This is a genomic window from Streptomyces sp. NPDC006691 (genome assembly GCF_042869955.1).
In the GTDB taxonomy this organism is placed as follows: domain Bacteria; phylum Actinomycetota; class Actinomycetes; order Streptomycetales; family Streptomycetaceae; genus Streptomyces.
The window spans coordinates 347,881-365,839 of sequence record NZ_JBIAGW010000004.1 but is presented as its reverse complement, the minus strand read 5'-3'; the positions used below and the strand labels follow the sequence as shown (position 1 = coordinate 365,839).

21 protein-coding genes are annotated in these 17,959 nt (G+C 69.3%); 6 read left to right on the top strand and 15 right to left on the bottom strand.

Translation table 11 applies throughout. The annotated features are described in order from the left end of the window. Window positions 1-27 precede the first annotated feature (27 nt). The 5 genes from ACFYNP_RS11785 to ACFYNP_RS11765 all read right to left on the bottom strand — a co-directional run bounded on the left by ACFYNP_RS11785 (window position 28) and on the right by ACFYNP_RS11765 (window position 6,788). Window positions 28-1,104 (bottom strand): C40 family peptidase, encoded by a 1,077-nt coding sequence (locus tag ACFYNP_RS11785; RefSeq protein WP_388784885.1) that lies wholly within the window; start codon window positions 1,102-1,104, stop codon window positions 28-30. A 34-nt stretch (window positions 1,105-1,138) separates the two neighbouring features. Further along, window positions 1,139-1,621 carry a poly-gamma-glutamate biosynthesis protein PgsC/CapC gene (locus ACFYNP_RS11780; RefSeq protein ID WP_100579148.1) on the bottom strand — a complete coding sequence of 161 codons (483 nt, stop codon included), beginning with the start codon at window positions 1,619-1,621 and terminating at the stop codon, window positions 1,139-1,141. 64 nt (window positions 1,622-1,685) lie between these two features. After that, window positions 1,686-3,149, bottom strand: coding sequence for a poly-gamma-glutamate synthase PgsB (pgsB, locus tag ACFYNP_RS11775; RefSeq protein ID WP_388410172.1), 1,464 nt, complete (start codon window positions 3,147-3,149; stop codon window positions 1,686-1,688). Window positions 3,150-3,156: 7 nt separating this feature from the next. Then, on the bottom strand, window positions 3,157-5,397 hold the full coding sequence (locus ACFYNP_RS11770; protein ID WP_388785280.1) for a HAMP domain-containing protein: 2,241 nt from the start codon (window positions 5,395-5,397) through the stop codon (window positions 3,157-3,159). A 185-nt stretch (window positions 5,398-5,582) separates the two neighbouring features. Next, window positions 5,583-6,788: a CapA family protein gene (locus tag ACFYNP_RS11765; protein ID WP_388410175.1), complete on the bottom strand. Its 1,206-nt coding sequence runs from the start codon at window positions 6,786-6,788 to the stop codon at window positions 5,583-5,585. Between the two features lie 164 nt (window positions 6,789-6,952). Here ACFYNP_RS11765 and ACFYNP_RS11760 point away from each other — a divergent pair, with 164 nt between their 5' ends. The 4 genes from ACFYNP_RS11760 to ACFYNP_RS11745 all read left to right on the top strand — a co-directional run bounded on the left by ACFYNP_RS11760 (window position 6,953) and on the right by ACFYNP_RS11745 (window position 10,834). Beyond that, a complete protein-coding gene (locus ACFYNP_RS11760; RefSeq protein WP_388784884.1) occupies window positions 6,953-7,771 on the top strand; it encodes a hypothetical protein in 819 nt (272 codons plus the stop codon). Between the two features lie 210 nt (window positions 7,772-7,981). Further along, window positions 7,982-8,755: a TIGR03084 family metal-binding protein gene (locus ACFYNP_RS11755; RefSeq protein WP_388784883.1), complete on the top strand. Its 774-nt coding sequence runs from the start codon at window positions 7,982-7,984 to the stop codon at window positions 8,753-8,755. A gap of 178 nt (window positions 8,756-8,933) precedes the next feature. Next, window positions 8,934-9,851, top strand: a complete 918-nt coding sequence (locus tag ACFYNP_RS11750) for an AraC family transcriptional regulator (RefSeq protein WP_388784881.1) — start codon at window positions 8,934-8,936, stop codon at window positions 9,849-9,851. Window positions 9,852-9,994: 143 nt separating this feature from the next. Continuing rightward, a complete protein-coding gene (locus tag ACFYNP_RS11745) occupies window positions 9,995-10,834 on the top strand; it encodes a carbohydrate-binding protein (RefSeq protein ID WP_388784879.1) in 840 nt (279 codons plus the stop codon). A 294-nt stretch (window positions 10,835-11,128) separates the two neighbouring features. Here ACFYNP_RS11745 and ACFYNP_RS11740 read toward each other — a convergent pair whose 3' ends face one another. Next, window positions 11,129-11,422, bottom strand: a complete 294-nt coding sequence (locus ACFYNP_RS11740; protein ID WP_100579141.1) for a hypothetical protein — start codon at window positions 11,420-11,422, stop codon at window positions 11,129-11,131. 325 nt (window positions 11,423-11,747) lie between these two features. On the opposite strand from ACFYNP_RS11740, the gene ACFYNP_RS11735 reads away from it, so the two are divergent. Together ACFYNP_RS11735 and ACFYNP_RS11730 are read left to right on the top strand one after the other, a co-directional pair. After that, entirely contained in the window at window positions 11,748-12,155 is a 408-nt protein-coding gene (locus ACFYNP_RS11735) for a VOC family protein (RefSeq protein WP_388410189.1), read from the top strand. Between the two features lie 88 nt (window positions 12,156-12,243). Further along, the gene (locus ACFYNP_RS11730; protein WP_388784877.1) at window positions 12,244-12,969 is read left to right on the top strand and encodes an N-acyl homoserine lactonase family protein; all 726 of its coding nucleotides are present in this window, start codon (window positions 12,244-12,246) and stop codon (window positions 12,967-12,969) included. Window positions 12,970-13,097: 128 nt separating this feature from the next. Here ACFYNP_RS11730 and ACFYNP_RS11725 read toward each other — a convergent pair whose 3' ends face one another. From ACFYNP_RS11725 to ACFYNP_RS11685, 9 genes are all read right to left on the bottom strand, one after another. After that, entirely contained in the window at window positions 13,098-13,439 is a 342-nt protein-coding gene (locus ACFYNP_RS11725; protein ID WP_388784876.1) for a hypothetical protein, read from the bottom strand. A 233-nt stretch (window positions 13,440-13,672) separates the two neighbouring features. Beyond that, window positions 13,673-14,077: a gas vesicle protein K gene (locus tag ACFYNP_RS11720; protein WP_388784874.1), complete on the bottom strand. Its 405-nt coding sequence runs from the start codon at window positions 14,075-14,077 to the stop codon at window positions 13,673-13,675. A gap of 46 nt (window positions 14,078-14,123) precedes the next feature. Further along, window positions 14,124-14,339, bottom strand: coding sequence for a gas vesicle protein (locus ACFYNP_RS11715; RefSeq protein ID WP_388410199.1), 216 nt, complete (start codon window positions 14,337-14,339; stop codon window positions 14,124-14,126). Next, on the bottom strand, window positions 14,329-15,270 hold the full coding sequence (locus ACFYNP_RS11710) for a GvpL/GvpF family gas vesicle protein (protein WP_388784872.1): 942 nt from the start codon (window positions 15,268-15,270) through the stop codon (window positions 14,329-14,331). Before ACFYNP_RS11710 ends, ACFYNP_RS11715 begins: the two co-directional genes overlap by 11 nt. Beyond that, window positions 15,263-15,682 (bottom strand): gas vesicle protein, encoded by a 420-nt coding sequence (locus ACFYNP_RS11705; protein ID WP_388410204.1) that lies wholly within the window; start codon window positions 15,680-15,682, stop codon window positions 15,263-15,265. Before ACFYNP_RS11705 ends, ACFYNP_RS11710 begins: the two co-directional genes overlap by 8 nt. A gap of 39 nt (window positions 15,683-15,721) precedes the next feature. After that, on the bottom strand, window positions 15,722-15,970 hold the full coding sequence (locus ACFYNP_RS11700; RefSeq protein ID WP_388410207.1) for a gas vesicle protein GvpG: 249 nt from the start codon (window positions 15,968-15,970) through the stop codon (window positions 15,722-15,724). A gap of 34 nt (window positions 15,971-16,004) precedes the next feature. Continuing rightward, window positions 16,005-16,718 carry a GvpL/GvpF family gas vesicle protein gene (locus tag ACFYNP_RS11695; RefSeq protein ID WP_388410209.1) on the bottom strand — a complete coding sequence of 238 codons (714 nt, stop codon included), beginning with the start codon at window positions 16,716-16,718 and terminating at the stop codon, window positions 16,005-16,007. Between the two features lie 3 nt (window positions 16,719-16,721). Next, a complete protein-coding gene (locus tag ACFYNP_RS11690) occupies window positions 16,722-17,162 on the bottom strand; it encodes a gas vesicle structural protein GvpA (RefSeq protein WP_388410212.1) in 441 nt (146 codons plus the stop codon). A gap of 107 nt (window positions 17,163-17,269) precedes the next feature. After that, on the bottom strand, window positions 17,270-17,662 hold the full coding sequence (locus ACFYNP_RS11685; RefSeq protein ID WP_388784870.1) for a gas vesicle protein: 393 nt from the start codon (window positions 17,660-17,662) through the stop codon (window positions 17,270-17,272). Between the last annotated feature and the right edge of the window lie 297 nt (window positions 17,663-17,959).

The following is a 17,959-nucleotide window of genomic DNA, read 5'->3' as shown; positions in this document are numbered from 1 at the left end:
GGCGGCCGGCTTCCCCGAAGACGGCCCTCAGAGGCGCTTGGCGCTGCGGAGGGTCTTGGCGTAGTACCCGTTGCCGTCCAGGCGCGAGACGCCGCCGATGTCGCCGATCGTCGGGCCGTTGACCTCCTCGCGGCTCGACACGAAGATCAAGTGCCCCTCCTTGTCGTGGCCCACGACCATGCCCACGTGGTCGAGCCGCTGGCCGGTGCGGGTGTCGAGCTTGAAGAAGACGAGGTCGCCGGGCTGGAGCTGGTCGATGGCGGAGGGCCGGTCCTTGGGCGCGATGCCCTTGAGGGGCAGGACGTCCGTTCCTTCCTTGGAGCGGGCCATCCCGTTCGCCGTGCGCGGCAGGCCGTTGCCGGACTTGTCCGAGGACATCAGCGGGTAGCGGGACCGGTAGCCGAGCACCATGCGGATGAAGCCCGAGCAGTCCAGGGACCGGGCCCGGATGGCTTCCGGCTTGCCGACGACGCCGTCCCGGAAGGGGTAGGGCGCGCCCATGTAGTCGTAGAAGTCGGACTGTTCGAGGCGCAGGTCTCCGCCCTCGGCCCCGGTGGTGTTCAGGGGGCCGAAGTTGGCGTCGCCCGCGATCACACGGCCGTCCTTCTCCTTGCGCTCCGGGGCACCCGCCACGTACTGGAACGCGATGGCGAAGACGTCGTCCTCACGGCTGCCGGCGTACTGCTTGTACCAGGTCTTGAACCATTCCTCGCTCTCGGCGCCCTTCGTCCAGGGCTTGGGCATGAGCCGCACCCAGTCGGTCGTGGAGACCTTGGACGAGGTCGAGGCCGGCTCGGCGAAGGTTCGCTCGGGGCCCTTGAGCGTGGCGGTGCGCGCGCCGTCGCTCAGGACGGCCTTGATCTGGCCGTCGGCGCCTCGCAGGACGCTGCGCGCGGGGCCGTCGAGGCGGGACCAGCGGTCGCCTGCGGCCTGCGGGCCGGCTGCCTTGTCGTGGTTCCCGTTGAGCACGCCCACGTTGCGCACCTGGGTGACTCCCGGCTCGTCCTTCTTGCGGAGTTCGAGCGTGAGGTATCCCGAGGCTCCGACGAGTCCGAGAATGGTGACGCCCGTGAGCACGGGACGGGTCTTCTTCTTCCGGGCCATGGTTCTTCCTCGATTCTCGGGCGCCGGGCGGTTCTCAGGCACCGGGCATGATGCCGAGCAGCAGCCCGGCGGCGACGACGATGTAGGCGAGCAGCGAGACCGTGGCCGTGGCCAGCAGGGTCGGCCCCTTCGGCTGGCGCACCAGCTGGTAGGCGATGAGCCCGGGGACGATGAAGCCCAGGGTCTGGTTGCCGTACATGAGCGGGAACTCGATCGACAGGACGATGATCACGGTGGCCTGGAGCGTCACTCCCAGGAGCACCACCGCGGCGAACAAGCGCTTGCCGTAGAGGATGACCAGCCGTTGCATGAGCTTGGTGCCGGCGTACGTCAAAGCGGTCACGCCGACGACCATGGCGGCGCGCTGGAGGTCCTCGATGAGGGTCAGCGCCAGCCACCCCGGCGTGATCATTCCGCCGGGCGAGAGGTTGGTGGTGAGGTAGCACATCAGCGAGAACAGCAGGCCGATGGCGATGCCGAGGGCGGCCATCTCGGGGGTCAGGGCTGCGGTGGTCAACGGGAACTCCGGGCAGGGAAACGGCGAGTGAGGCGGGGCGGTCGCGTGGTGCGGGCGCGGCGGGTCACGGCCGGCGGGGCCGGCGCGCGTCCGGGTCGGCCGCGGGGACGGAGCCGAACCGGCCGGGCCATTCGGTGTGTTCGAACTCGGGCTCCCCGGGACCGACCTCGTACGTCGGCGGATTACCGCCGTGGCCGAAGGGGGGCTGCGCCGTGTCCGGGAACTCCATCGTCTGGGCCGCCTGATAGCGCTCCTCGTAGGCCGCGGGGTAGGCGGCGTACGGATCCAGGCGGGCCGGCTGGGCGACTGCCGGGGGCGGGGTGTGCGGTCCGGCCGTGGCGGGGGTGTCGTCCGCCGGGAGTTCGGCGAGGAACTCCAGGAGTTCCTCGCCCTGGCCGTGGATGTTGCCGATGGCGACGAGGGACGACCCGTCGGGCATCGCGTCCAGCATCACCGGCATGAACTCCTGGGCGGCGCGCTTCTCGCCCCCCAGGTCCACGGCCCGGTCCCGCCACGCGGCGGGAACGGCGTCGATGGCGCTCTTGGCGGGGTGCCCGATGACGAACACGTGGTCGGGCTTCAGGTCGGGGATGATCTCGCCCATCTGGCCGTTGCGTTCGACCCGGTCGGGACGGCAGTTGATGACGACGTTCAGGGGACGGTTGATCGCGCCGAGGTCGAGCAACTGGTTGACGTTCATCAAGGTGGACTCGGGGTCGTTGGCGGCGAAGACGTTGGCGAACGCCAGGCGGTTGCCCGCGGGCGTCACATAGCGCTCCACGGAGAGCACCCCCGGGTCGGGCGGTGCGTCGTACATGCCCTGGAGGGCCACGGACCGCTCCACGCCCAGGAGTTCGGCCACCGTCAGCGCGATCGCGACGTTCTCCTTGAAGGTGAACCAGCTGAAGCCCCGCAGTTCCTCGTCGGACACGGTCTCGGGGTCGGCGTAGATGAGCCGGCAGTTCCGTGCGTCGGCCTCTTCCTGGAGGATCGCGAAGCGGTCCTTCTCGGCGGTGACGCAGATGCCGTCCTCCGGCATCGAGCGGCACAGCGAGCGGGCCACGTCGTCGAGGGTGGGGCCCATCTCGGCCAGGTGGTCCTCGCGGACGTTGCACAGGATGCCGATGGTCGAGCGGATCAGCTTGCTCTGGTTGACCTCCTGGAGGGCGGGCATGACGGCCATGCACTCGATGACGAGCGCGTGCGGCCGGTAGGAAGCGGCCCGTCGCACGATCCCGATCTGCTCCACCACGTTGGCGATGCCGAACTTGCGGTAGACCGGCTCCTCGGTGGCGTCGGGGTGGATGAAGCGCGCGGCCGTTCCGGTCGTCTTGGCGACCGTGACGAGGTCACCGCCGCGCAGGGCACCCGCGCACAGGCGGGTGATGGACGACTTGCCGCGGATGCCGTTGACGAGGACCCGGGTGGGTATGGCGTGCAGGGCGGCGTAGTGCCGGCGCTGTTCGACGATGCCGGCGATCAGCAGTCCCGCCCCGCTGATCAGGAGGACGAAGTAGAGGTAGAGCACGGCCTTGTCACTTTCCCCCGACGCGGGGGTCCGCGGTCCGGTGCGTTGGGTTCTGCCGGTGGGCCTGCGCCTGCTGACGCAGGAGTTCGAGGCTGCGGACGACGGCGCCCACCTCGTCCTGGTAGCGGGGGTACAACACGGTCTTCAGGTCTCCGTCCGCGAGCTTCTCGGCGCTGGTGGCCAGGGCGCGCAGCGGCCGGACGACCACGAGGTGGATCCAGCCGAGGCAGACGATGACGGCCGCGAGTCCGAGCATTCCGGCGAGAACGCTGCGGTCCTCGCGCTCGTACGGGGCGATCTGGAGGTGTCCCGCGTCCTGTCGGCTGACGAGGGTCCAGCCGATGTCGGCGGTGACTCCGCCGCCGGAGAAGGGGGCCGCCGCGGCCACGGTGACCTTGCCACCGCCGCGGATGAGGAGCCCGTTCTCGACCGGGCCCGCGCCGACGCGGACGTTGGCCGCCCGGACCAGGTTGTCGAGTGCTTCGCCGGGCAGCTTCTCGAAGGCCGTGAACCCGCCGCTGGAGGCGATGGTCAGACCGTCGGCGTCCACCACCCGGACCTCGCCGAGGCCCGGCCGCACGAGCAGCGAGTTCAGGAACTGGACCCGGATCTCCCCCACCAGGGTGCCGCCCTTGCCCTCGGCGACCGGGGCGGATGCCTGGAGGACGGGCAGCTTGCCGCCCTTGCCGCTGACCTGGACCTCCGGCTGGTCCTCGCCGCTGCTCCAGGCGTGCGGCTCGCCGCCCGCGCGGGCGGAGACGGCGCCGGAGGAGTCGACCACGTAGAGGGACTGGTAGCGGCTGTGCTTGGCCAGGGCCTCCTTGAGGAGGCTGTCCGCCGGGCGTCCGTTCTCCTCCTCGATGAGGTGGGAGACGGACACGAGGTCGGCCTGGGCTTCGTTGAGCGCCCGGCGCAGTCGGTCGGCCATCATGTCCGTGCGTTCGCGCTGGTCGTTGACGATGGTGGTGGGCACGCTGACCGTCGCGTCGGTGCGGTTGAGCAGCAGCCCGACCGGAACGCACCACAGGATCAGCAGGACGCCGGTGATGACGAGCGGTCCGCGTGTACCCATCCGGAGCCGGCGCCGCGGGGCCGCCAGGTCCTCGGCCGAGTCGTCCCCGGTGAGCCGTCGGCGCAGACGTTCCAGGGCAACACCGATGCGCGCGGCCTCGCCGCGTTTGGGCACGGATACCGGCCGGTGCAGATCGCCCCGCGCGAGCCTGCGGGACTCCAGGAACAGGTGGAGCAGGGGCCGTTGTACGTTCCGCCACAGCACGGCGACCGCGACGAGTCCGAGGAGTACCAGGGCTCCGGCCGCGGCCAGACCGAGCAGTGCGCGGTCGGACTGAGCGGCCTCCTGCCGGACGACGGGCAGCAGGGACACGACGCTGAGCCCGAGTCCGGCCGCCACGCTCTGCTTGTCGTCGGGGTCGGAGGAGGCGAGGGAGGCGTAACCGGCCGTGGCCACACGGCCGTTGTGCTCACTGCCGAGCAGGGTGCCGCTGACACCGGGGTAGCCGCGGGCGCCCGGCTCCTTGGCGCGGACGGGGTGTTGCTCGGTCCGTGTCGCGGCCTGGTCGGCCAGCCGGGCCATCTGCTGGTGACGGAACGACAGTTCCGCGCGCTCCTCGTCGGAGTTGAGCGACTCGGCCCGCTCGAAGCCCGCGGTGGCGAGCACTTCGCCGTCCTCGGCCACGACCGACATGCTGCGGAAGGGGCCGAGGTTGATGGCCGGCACGGTCAGGCTGCTGGCCGCGACCAGGAGTTGCTGAGGTTGTCCGGCCTGTTCCAGGACGACCATGGTCATCAGGCGAACGTCACCGGTCTCCAGGCGCACAATGCGCGGCTTGAGGGCTTTGCCACCGGTCAGCGTGTCCTCGTCCAGCCAGGCCAGGGGGATGGTCTCCCCCCGGGCAGCGAGTACCTCGCCGCTCTCCAGATCGAGGACGGTGGTGCCGGTCCACTTCTGGTAAGCGCGGCTCAGGTCGGACAGGACGCGTTCGGGTTTGACGGAGTTCCCGCCGTTGACCGCGGTTGCCGTGCGCTCCAGGTCGGCGACGCGTTCGTCGATGGACGAGCGGAGCGCGATCGCGCCGTCCTCCGCGAAGTACCGCTGCGAGGAGAGCACGGCCTTGGGTACGACGGTGTCCTTGGTGGGCCCGAGCACCTTGGCGGTCAGCCCGGACAGGGCGAGGATGAGGATGCACAGGACCGCGATCGGCGGCCGGATGCCGCCCAGCAGCGGCATGTCCGCGCGCCGTCGGCTTCGCCGGCGTCCCCCTCGCACGGAGTACGGCACCTTCTTCGATGTCACGTCTGTTCTTTCCTGTTTCCTGCGGCTCGGGCTCCCGTGGCACGGCACACGGAAGGGCGGCCGGCGCGCGAATGGCGCGTCACCGCCGGGGCGTTGGTTGTCGAGTGGCCCGGGCCCGCTCAATCCTTGAGGGAGAGCTCGGCCAGGCCGTCACGGCCCGGGGCTCCTCGGTTGAAGAGGAATCCCTCGACCCGGGTCGCGGCGAGGCGGTAGCGGGCCCGGCGGTCCGCCGGGAGCTCCTCCGGGTGCTCCAGGGCGGCACGGACATCGACGAGCCGGACGTCCCGCACGGCGTCGCGGGGCAGCTCCTCGTCGTCGTCCTGGGGCTCGGGCGGGATGTCGACCAGCGTCGTGCGGTACCGGGGAACCACATCCCAGCCCTTCTTGGTCTCCCGGAACTCGAACCAGCCGATCGCTCCTTCCTCCGTGAGGCCGGACGGCGTGGAGTGGCGGGCCAGTTGGTTGCCGAGGCTGTACGCGACCCAGGTGCCGTTCACCTTCTCGATCGGCTGCACTACGTGCGCGTGGTGACCGATGATCAGGTTGATGCCGGTCTCCTTGGTGATGCGCTGGGCGAGTTCGAGCTGGGGGACGCTGGGCTCGTTGTAGTGCTCCAGGCCCCAGTGGACCGAGAGGATCACCACTTCGGCCCCCGCCTCGCGGGCGCGGGCCTCGGCCTTCTTGATCTCCTCCGTGTTGCTCCGGTTGAAGGCCCACTTCTCCTTCTCGGGCGTCGGGTTGAGGAACGACTCCCAGGAGTAGGCGAGGTGGGCCACCTTGACCCCGTTGACCTCACGGATGTTGGTCTTCTGCGACTCGGCGGGCGTGCGTGACGATCCGGTGTGCCCGAGCCCCGCCTTGTCCATGGCGTCCAGGGTGCGACGGACGGCCGGCAGGCCGTGGTCGAAGGTGTGGTTCGAGGCGGTGGAACAGGTGTCGTACCCCACATCCTTGAGGGAGGTGAGGATCTGCGGCGGTACCAGGAATTCGGGATATCCCTCGAAGGGTCCTTTGGGGTTGCCCACGGGCGTTTCCATGTGACAGATGGCCAAGTCCGCCTTGCTGATGACGGGCCGGATGCCCGCCAGCTGCGGCCCGAAGTCAAGTCCTGCGATCCCCTTGCCGGTCTTCTTCGCGTCCTTGGCCGCCTGCTCCACCAGCTCGGGATGAATGAGAACATCTCCGGCAGCGGCCACCGTGAACGAGCGTCCGCCGGGCTTGACCTGCGACTCCGACGGGTTCGCTGCGCAAGCCGTACCAAGGACGGCGAGTGCGGCGACGACAGCCAGCGCACGACTTGTAGGGAGAGATTCACAGAATGTCACGACCTGATCTTCGCATGACGAAACCGGCCGGGACCCCAAGAAGGATTACGAGGGCATTACTTTTCCTTTGTGTTCTTTGCCTCGTCGGATCAAGTGTGATTCTCATCGCATGCAGAGCAGAGAAGCGTGAAGAAAACGAAAAGGGAAGTTCCGCTTCGCGTGCGTTGGTCGACCTGGACAGCCGGATCGTGGGCTACGCCCGCAAGGCCGCCGAGCGCAAGCCGTACACGCCGCCCGCCGCCGAGGAGAGGGAGCAGATCGCACAGGGAGTCGGCCATCTGCTGGACGGCGACGCCGCCGGTGCCGAGGAGCTCTTCGACGCGGTCGGATTCCGCCTGAACCGTCTCACGGACGCGGCCACCGGCCGCCGTTACGACGAGGTCGCCGCGCGTAAGCCGGGACCGCGCGAACGCTGGGGCCGGCTGTACGTCAGCGCCGACGCCGGCGTCCGCTGGAGCGTCCAGGTGCCCCACCCGGTCTCCGACAGCGGCACCGAACACCTCGGCGCACGGCTCCTGGAGGAGACGCCCCGGGGGGCGCTCGTCCTCGCGGGCGCCCACCGCACGGCGGGCCGGGGGGATGCGGCGGACGTGGCGCACCGCACGGACAGCGTGTTCCACGCCATCGTCACCGAGATGCACAAGCGTGACATCCCCGGCGTCCAGCTGCACGGGTTCGCCAAGGGACCGGACCGCCCCTACGACGCCATCCTCTCCAGCGGCGCCGCTCGCAGCGGCACCGACAGCGCCACGAAGCTGGCGGGCCTCATGGTGAACCAGGATCTCCGGGTCTGCAGGAGCTGGTCCGACCGATGCCCGCTGGAGGGCACCACCAATGTCCAGGGTGAGGACGCGAAGAGGCGATCGGGGACCTTCGTCCACGCCGAGCTCTCCCCGTCCGCACGCAACGAGGGGAAGGAGACACAGGCCCGTACGGCTCTGCGGGAGCTGCTGACGAGATGGTCCGAGAGAGAGGTGCCATGAGCACGGGGATGATGAGCGGGGGCGATGAGCGGGGCAACGAGCAGAGGCGGGCAGCCACCCCATTCCACTGACTGCCCGATCCGCCCAAGCCAAGCGCCGTACCGGAAGGCGAAGTCGACGACTTCACGCGACTCCCGCTCCCTCCCACCAGAGAGCACAACTCCTTTGAGCCGACGCCGATTTGGCACACCATCGGCGATACAATGACGTGTGCTGAACTACGACATCGATGTCTCCGACGTGGACGACGACCTCGTACTGTCGGAGCTGGCCGCCGAGGGGGATCTCCTCGACGACCTGGTGTCCGCGGAGGACGACTGGACGCGGCCCACACCCGCGGCGGGCTGGACGATCGCGCACCAGGTCGCCCACCTCGCCGCCGCGGACGCGAACCTACTGATCGCCGTGCGTACCCCCGACCAATTCGGCCCGGTGAGCAAGCAGGCCGAGGCCGGAGGCAGCCGGTACGCGGACGACGTCGCCGCCGACGCCGCGGCCCAACCGCGTGCCGCGCTGCTTGAACAGTGGCGCTCCGGCCGGTCCGAGGTGGTCGCGGCGCTGCGTGCGGTACCGCGTGACGCCGGGTTCCCGTGGTTCGGGTCGGCGGTGACCCCCGCGCTGATGGCGCCTCTGCGGCTGATGGAGACCTGGGCCCACGGGCAGGACGTCTTCGACACCGTGGGCGTCGCGCATCCCGCGACGACGCGGCTGAGGACAGTGGCCCTCCTGGGCGTCAAAGGGGTGGGCCTGTCGTTCGCCGCCGCCCAACTGGCGCCGCCCACAGAGCAGTTCCGCGTCGAGCTGACCGGCCCGGACGGCCAGACCTGGACGTGGGGCGCGCGGGACGCGGCCCAGCAGGTGCGCGGCAGCGCGTTGGACTTCTGCCTACGCGTCACTCACCGCCGGCCACTGTCCCGGACCGAACTAACGGCGACCGGCCAGGACGCGGAGACCTGGCTGAAGATCGCCCGCGTCTTCCTCTGAGTGGGGCTGCCACCAGGCAGGGAGCTCAAGCTCGTGCGCGAAGAACAGCGAAGAACAGCAGGCCGCCAGGGGTAGCCCGGTCCGTGTGCTCGGCCCGGGGACGCTCGGGACGGCGAGCATGGCCCGATTGCGGCGATTGGTCTGGACCTGCAAATGCCCACTGTCCCAGACTGCGACGATGGACGAGCCACGGAACACCCGGCGCTTCGACATCCCACTGCATCGCTTGGACGTCCCCCTGCCGCACCTCTTGCCCTTCGCCATCGGCACCTTCGACACGATCGGGGCGCTCTCGCGCGCCAACTTCCCCCATCGGCACACCTTTTACGAGATCGTCTACGTCACCGGCGGCCATGGCGCCCATGTGCTGGACTCGGCCCAACGGCCGCTCGAACCACCGCAGTTGTGCGTCATCGCGCCAGGTCAGGTTCACCACTGGGAGAGCGCTGTGGAGCTCACCGGACACGTGGTTCTGTTCAATGAGGACTTCCTGCTCTCCCGTTCGCAGGACGCGGCCGCGCTACGCACACTGTCCGCCGGACCGGGCCACGACCCAGGGAACCAGTCCGGGCCGATCGAAGCACTCCTGGCCGACATGGAGGGCGAGTACCGGGCGCTCCAGCCCGGCTACCACCAACTGCTCCGCGCCAGTCTGCACCTCCTCATTCTCCGAGCGCTGCGTACTTGTTCACCCGCCGAAAGACTCGCGACCCGCAACCGGGCGACCGAAGCGACGGCGGACTTCACCCGGCTCGTCGCCCTGCCGGGCGGCACCCGCCGGTCGGTGGAGTCGTACGCGCACGAGCTCGGCATTTCACCGGGCCACCTCCAGACCTTGGTCCGGCAGGCCACCGGCCTGACACCAGGTGGTCTGATCCGTCGGCAGCGCACCCTTGAGGCCAAACGCCTGCTCGTGGGAACCGAATTGACGGTACGTCAGGTCGCAGCCATGGTCGGGGTGGAGGATCCCGCCTACTTCTGCCGGTTCTTCCGGCGGGAGACCGGCATGTCACCCGGCGAGTTCCGGGCGGACGCCGCAGGAAATCACCACGATCCCCGGGTGCAGTCCATCGCCGCCTGTCCGGACAGCGCATAGCTTGACCGTAGCCGCCAGACACCGCTGTCAGCACCCCCACAGCTTGCCGACCGGTCCCGGCCGGGGCGGCCGACCCGCAGCAACGGGCCCGGCCGGCAAGCACACCCCACACCCGACCCCCGCCCCGCCACAGGAGGTCCGCGATGCCCGTTCCCGAAGAACCGCTCGAAGTGCCCACCGCAAGCGCCACGTCCCCCCGGGTGAGTCGCAAAGCGGTCCTGCGCGCCGCGGCCGCGCTCGGCGCGGCTCCCCTGGTCGCCCGCGGCGGCGTGGCACTGGCCCGCGACCGGAAAGCGACGACAAGGCCGCTGGACGCGACTCCCCAATGCCACGACGGGGACGAGCCGACCGTCGAGCAGATCGAAGGCCCGTACTTCAAACCCAATTCGCCGCTGCGCACCTCCCTGGTCACCGACAGCACACCGGGAACACGGCTGACCGTCACCGGGTACGTCTTCAGCCGCACCTGCCGGCCGATCACCGGCGCGCTCCTCGACTTCTGGCAGGCCGACGACAACGGCGACTACGACAACGCCGGCTACACCTTCCGCGGCCACCAATTCAGCACGAATCAGGGCGCGTTCAGCCTGACCACGATCGTGCCGGGGCTGTACCCGGGCCGCACGCGGCACCTCCATGTGAAGCTCCAGTCCCCCGGACAGCCGATCGTCACCACGCAGCTGTACTTCCCCGGAGAGCCGCGCAACAGTACCGACTCCATCTTCGACGCGCGCCTGCTCATGAACGTCCGCCAGGTCGGCCCGGCGCGCGCGGCCACGTTCGACTTCGTACTGGACGCTCCCCAGGACCCGACCACACCACCCACCACACCTCCTCCGTCCGGGACCTGGGCCGCAGGCACGCCTTATCACGCCGGCGACGTCGTCACCTACGGCGGTTCCACCTACCGTTGCCTCCAGGCCCATACCGCCATCACCGGGTGGGAGCCACCCAACGTCCCGGCCCTGTGGCAGCGCGGCTGACCCACGCCCAGGAGAACGACGTTCGGAAGATTCGAGGCAACGGGACGTGGCCGGAGGTGTTGCAGGACCGGCCCCGAGTCCGGGTCATCCGGGAGCATGAACGATGCCTCCGGATGACTGGCACCTCACCCAGGACGCCGACGCCTTCCTCGCCCGCACTGGGCACTTCCTGCGCTCGCTTCCTGCGCTCGCGCGCTGCCCGGCACAGCACGCCGCTGATGGACATCGAGAAGCTGCGGGCACACGGGGCAGCCGTCAGGCCGATTCCCCAGGCCGTTCCGTCGAGCCGTTCCGTCAGGCCGTACGGGAGAGTTTCTTCAGCACGTCCTGCGCCCGCTCTCCCTCACGCACACCGTCGACGACGGCCTGGTGGTAGACGCGGCTGTCCTCCTCCGAATGGCAGGGCACGGGGCTCCCGACGAGGGTGTACCAGTCGGAGGCGCCGGAATACTGCACGGCCAGGTGTGCCTCGTGCTCCGACCAGGTGGTGTGGATGGTGAGGTCGCCCTGCATCTGCCCGAATCCCTCGGCCTGTACTACGCCGGGGAGGACGTGGATGCCCACCGTGGTCCAAGATGCCCAGGTCATGTCGTTCCTTTACGTCGCAGGCGCTCCGGGCTGAGCCGGACCCGATTCCTCAAGTCTGGCCCCTGACGACGCACCGCTCGCTTCGGGACACACACGGCGTTCGGGGGGCCCTGAAGCCGACGCGCCGGCTCACCCCCGCGGGGCGGCGGGAAACGGGTTGCCACGAGCTCGCGGGATGGGCACGCAGCCCGAAGCCGGATCCCTCCGAAGCCCTCGGTGTTTCCCCCATCGGACGGCGACCTCGCGGTGTTGGGACGCGGCGTTGTCAGAGGCAGGCCCTAGCCTCGTCTTCGGGGGCCGACTTCAGCATCCGGAGGGCAGGGCCATGGCATCGATGCCGCAGAAGATCACCACATTCCTCATGTTCGAAGGACGGGCGGAGGAGGCGCTGACCTTCTACACGTCGCTGTTCGACGACGGAGAGGTCGTCGCGATCTCCCGCTACGGGGCCGACGGTCCTGGTGAGCCAGGCACGGTCGAGCGTGCCACGTTCACGCTCGCCGGGCAGCGGCTCATGTGCATCGACAGCCATGTCAAGCACGGCTTCGGATTCACGCCGGCGATGTCACTGTTCGTCGAATGCGACACCGAGGCCGAGCTTGACCGCCTGTACGGCGCGCTCGCTGATCAGGGCACGGAGCTCATGCCCTTGGGCTCCTACGGTTTCAGCGCGAAGTTCGGCTGGGTGAACGACCGCTTCGGCGTCTCCTGGCAGCTGAACCTCGCCGAGTGACGGGCAAGCGGCGCGGCCACTGACGGTGCTCGTGTGCGGCTTCTGCGGAGGGATGGATCAGAACACCGGGATGTGCCAGGCTGGCCGAATGGGTAGGAACACGGCCGTACGACGGCTCGACTTGGGATACTTCATACGGCCCGCGGAGGAGACGGGGACCCCGCAACCGCGGGTCGAACCCGTGCTGGCCTACCTGGTGCGGCACGAGCAGGGCCTGATCCTCTTCGACACCGGCATCAGCACGGCAGACCCCGAGACCGAAGCCCACTACCGTCCCCGACGCCGGGACCTGCGGGATGCCCTGTCCTCGGCCGGAGTTGCCCTTGCGGACATCTCCCTCGTCGTGAACTGCCACCTTCATTTCGATCACTGCGGCGGGAACCCCCTCATGGGCGGCAAGCCCATTCTGGTCCAGGATGTCGAGCTGGCCACCGCCCGCAAGGGCGACTACACCTTCGACGAACTCCTGGATTTCCCCTCCGCGCGCTACGAGGAACTCTCCGGTGAGGCCGAGGTCTGGCCGGGAGTCCGGATCATTCCGACACCAGGACATACCGCGGGACACCAGTCGCTGGTTCTCCGGCAACCGGACGGCACCGTGGTCCTCGCCGGTCAGGCGTACGACTTCGCCTCGCATTTCGCGTCCGAGCAGCTGGCCCGCCAAGCGGCGCTTCACGGCGTGGAGCAGCCTCTTCCCCCCTACCAGCCCTGGTTGGAACGGCTCGCCGACTTCGACCCGCGACGCGTCCTCTTCGCCCACGACTGCTCGGTCTGGGAACCGTCGCGGATCCCCCAGAACACCCAAGCGCCCTGAGCGGTTTCCAGAACACGTCGACGCCCCTTTCTTGCCCCAACCGGCCCTCACCAGCCCTGCTGGAGGCGCTCCACGACCTCGGCCGGGGTGTCGTAACACCATGAGGGCCCCCGCCGACTCGGCACTCCTCAGGTCGAGGCGCGGCTCCCGACGGTCAGCTCGACGTCGTCTCCCCTTCGGGTGAACTCCCTGATCAGCCACGTGCGGGCTTCGATGGCGGTTCCGGCACCGGTGGTGTAGGGCGGGACGGTGAGTACAGGGCCCACCGCATCCGTGGTGCGCAGTTCCGCCTCCGTCACCACGTCGTCGGACAGACGCAGTTCCAGTTCGACCGGCCACGGGTCGGCCGCGAAGGCAGCGGGGTCCTGTAGTCCGTGGACGCGGCAGCGGGCCCCTGGAAAGAGGTGCGTGGTGCCGCATTCGGCCAGGAACGTGGTCGCTCCGGCCGGTCCGGGGCAGGGCTGGGTCATCACACGGCTCCGAGATCCGGGATTGCGGTGGACACGGGACAGTGTGACGGCCGGGGCGGGCCGAGCACGGTCGGCCACAGCCACGGCGCCTCGCTGCCACCCGGTCGGAGTCCTGCGGGACGGGTCCGGCGGGGACGCCCTCCGGGTCCGGTCCAGTGCCCCCTTGACCTCTTGACCTCTTGACCTCTTGACCTCTTGACCTCTTGGCCTCTTGGCGCGGACTGCCGGGCCGCTCAGTTCCGGGGCAACAGGCTGCCCAGGGGGCCGAGGTCCAGGTTGAGGTCCTCCGGGGTCAAGTCGTAGCGGTCGCAGAGTTCTGCCATGCGGTCCTGAAGGATCATCAGGGTCAGCCCGATGCGCTCCTCCTGATCCTCGGTCAGGTCCTCCTGGTCCACCCGGTGCAGCGCGGTGCGCTCCATCAGTTGACGCAGGAGCTCGACGATGGTGAGCACGAGCCGGATCAGGTCGCGTTCGACCGTGTCGGGATCGGTGTGCAGACGCGCGGAGGGGGAACCGGATCCCGGCGGTGCGGGGTCGGCCCTGAGGCCCTCGGACACGGACGGCAGGAGCTCGAACGCACGCCGGAAGTCGTCGTCCTCGGCCGCCGCCGCGTCATCGGTCTGGCGCGGGTCTGTCATGGGTCTGCCTCCTGTGGGCCGACGGCCCCTGGGCGTGGCGCCCGTCTCACCAGGGAGAGGGGCTGTCCGGAGTGATCGAGTGAATGACGGCCCGCAGGTTGATGCGTACGAGATCGACGTCCGCCACCGACAGGACGAGGTCGCCGGTCAGGACGGCGCCGCCGTTGAGCAGCCGGTCGAGGAGGTCGATCAGGGCCACCTGCCGGCCGCCGAGCAGATCCTCATCCCCCTCGTTCCGGGCCCATGCGGGCTCACTCGACACGGTCTCGGCCCTCGCCCTCGTTTCGGCCGCGCTCTGCGCCCCGGCCGGCATCCGACGCGTCCGATGCGTCCGATGCGTCCGATGCGTCCGCCGCGTTCCCCGGAGTGGCGAAGGAGTAGGGAGCCCAGGGCCCGGTCACCTCCACGTGCACCCCTGCCGCCGCGTCACCCAGCGCCGTCAGCTCGTCGCGGAAGGCCGCCGCGTGCTCGGCCGGTACGAGATAGGCCTCGTTGCTGATGTTCTCGCCTGTCTTCGTCGCCAGCGGGCCGCCCTGCTGCGGCCGGTGGGCGACGCGGTCGCGGGCGAAGGCCGTCGCTGCCTCTGTCACCCGGGCGGCGACGGCACCGGCGGCGCGGAACGCGTCCTGGCGGCTACGACGCTGCGCTCGCCGCTCCTGAAGGAACGCCCGGCCAGGACTGACGGGGTTTTCGGACCCGGCCGACGGCCGCGACACCGGCGAGGGAGGCCGGGCTGCCGGGGCAGCCAGCGCATACACCTTGACCCCCCACTCCTGATGGCCCGTCAAATGATCGAGCAGGGAGATGAATTGGTCGGAGCCTTGCCTGAGCATCTCCGCGACCCGCTCGGTGTCCACGTACACGGTGGCCAGCCGCATGGGCAGCACCGTGGTCCGGGTTCCGGCCTGGGCGACGACACCGTCATGGATCCGGGCCAGTGTCTCCAGCCGGTCCAGCTGTTCCAACTGGGCCTTGAGCGCCTGCTCGTGGAAGTCCGCAGCCGGCACGGGCGAGGCCAGGACCGCGAGCCCCTCGTACTCGATGGCATGCAACGGCTCGCCGTAGAGGCCGGACGTCTCACGCGCCACGGCCCTCAGCTCCTCCTCGGCACGGCCCACGGCGTACACGTACCAGAGCCGGTCGATTCCGCTCGCCGGAAGGGAAACCGGCGACGCTGTCCCGTGGTCAGGCATTGCGGTCCTCCTCCGCCCTCTCGCCCCGCTCGCCGGCCGGGAGCCCGGCGGCGGCACGCAGTTCGTCCAACTCGGCCCGCAGGCGGGCGTTTTCGGCTTCGAGTCCATCCCGTGCGGGGGCCGCCCCGGCAGCGGCGGGCTGTGCGTGCGCGCGCGAGGACAGCGAGGGGTCGTGCTCCCACCAGTCGATGCCCATCTCCTTGGCCTTGTCGACGGAGGCGACGAGCAGCCGGAGCTTGATGGTCAGCAGCTCGATGTCCAACAAGTTGATCTTGATGTCACCGGCGATGACGATGCCCTTGTCCAGCACGCGCTCCAGGATGTCCGCCAGGTTGGCCGACGATCCCTGCGGCTGTCCGTAGGGGGAGACCCCGGTCGAGCCGCCGAGCCGCCCGGAGATGGATTCAGACATATGGTGGCCTCTCTTCGTTCCGCTCAAGGCGGTTGGCGCTCAGCCGAGTTGTTGCTGTCTTCGTTTGAACTCCTCCATGCGGTCCAGGAGTTCGTCCTCACGGCGGTCGTGTTCGTCCTCGTCGATACGGCCTGCCAGGAGCTCGCCCTCCAACACCGCCAGCTCCTGGCGCACCTTCTCGGGGTCGTAGTACTCACGCTCCGCCGTCTCGGTCACCTGCTCCAGGACCCAGAAGGTTCCGCGCAGAGGAGCCATGGGCAGGGTGAGCAACTGCGAGACAAATCCCATGCGTTGGGTCCGGCCTCCTTTCCGGGGGCGAACCTCAGACGAAGCTGTAGGGCGGCAGCGGACCGCGCAGGCTCAGCTGGAACACCGGTTCCAGGTGCTTCGCCATCTCGTCGACGCGGTCGCAGAACGCCGCGGCGGACGCACGGGGCACCAGGAACGACACGTTCAGGAAGTGCGACTGCGGCACGTCCGCCGTCGCGTACTGCTGCGCCAAGGGCGCGAGTCCGTTGATGACCGTGCTCGCGTCACGCTTCTCAAGTCGCTCGACCTCTTGGGAGATCGCCTGGCCGAGGGCGACCTTGTCGCCCTGCGCCTGGGGGTTCTGCCTGGTGCGCTCGTTGAGGTCGCGCACCTGGTCCGACTCGGCGACCACCTCACGCAGCAGGTCGCTCTCGTCCCGCGAGGCTTTGAGGTTGTACTCGATGCAGTCGCCGATCGCCTCCAGCCGGTGGAGGTACGCGTCGGCCTGCGCGTCGAGCTCGGCGAGCACGGCCTCGTCGTTCGGTCCGACGAGCCCGAAGCGCATGGGCAGGACGGAGCCGTCGGCGAGCAGGCGCTCCTGGACCGCTTGGTGGGCCAGGACGTCACGGCGCTTGGCCCGCAGGTCCTCCGGGGCCTCACTGACGACAGCGGTCAGCTTGTCGCTGCTGAGCGTCCGGAGCGCGGTCGGTTCCTTGCCGACACCCTGGAGACCGTCCAGGTTGAGGGGTCGGTCGGCAGGGAGGATGGCGTAGATGTATGTGGACACGGATCAGGCCTCTCGACGACGGCTGGTGGTGCGGCGGGTACCGGAGGACGACTTGCGCTGAGCGGGCTCACGGTCATCGTCGTCGCCCCCGCCCTTCAGGGAGTCGGATATCGCCTCGACCGCACCGCTCAGTGCCCCTTTGGTCTTGCCGTGGGCCCCGCTCTCCGTGGCATCGCCGATCAAGTCGGTGATCTTGGAGGGAGCCTTCTGGCCGGACTCCAGGTCCAGACGGTTACACGCCTCGGCGAAGCGCAGATAGGTGTCCACGCTGGCCACCACGACCCGGATGTCGATCTTGAGGATCTCGATGCCGACCAGGGAGACACGGACGAAGGCGTCGATCACCAGGCCGCGGTCCAGGACCAGTTCGAGGACGTCGTAGAGGCCGGAGGATCCGCCGCCGGATCCTCCGGTCGGCGCGTTTGCCTGCGGTACCACGGTCATGACGAGGCCTTCCTGTTGTTGGTGGCTGCTGCTGTTTCGCCACACGATTCGGTACGGGGTTCATGGGAGCGGGACGCGGAGAATGCGCAGTCGAGCGTCCGATGCACTCAGCGGTCCACCGCGCCGCGCTGATAGCGCCGGGTGCGCTCGTACCCGGTGAGTTCCCCACGCTCGTCGAGCTGCACACGATAGGAAGCCATGACACTGCTGGTGTCTGGAATCCTTTCGAGCTCCATCACTTCGATGTCCGCCGTCCATCCGGAATCGGACGGCTTGATGGCCGACACCGAACCGGAGGGGCAGCGCAGAAGCTCGCAGAGCTCTTCGACCGCGTTGCTCATCACCACGCGCATGGACGGCTTCGCGGGAGCCCGCTTGGTCCGCGGCCGGGGCTTTTCGCCCTCGCGCGACTCCGACTTCCCGCTCGTCGACGCCGGCCTCGCCCTGCTTCTTTCCGAAGTCTTTTCGGCCGTCGTGTCCGAGGCTGTTTCGGAGGCCATGTGGTGCTCCTTTCGCTGGTGGTTTCGGCTTCGCTGGTGCAGTACGGGAACGGCTTTCCCGATGTGCGTGTCGTGGCCGCTTGCCCGCCTTCGGACGTCATATGCCTCTTCCCCGGCGCCGAATATGTGGGCTGGGTCAACGCATGCATGACGGATGCGCGGGTAGCGCGCGAGGGCCCCGCGGGGCCGGACCGGAGCTGGTCCCCAGGACTGCTGCTGACTGGGGCGGTCATGCGGTACTGCCGCCTCGACCCCCTGCTGCGCGGACGCACCCAGCGGCGACCGATGACCGGTGTA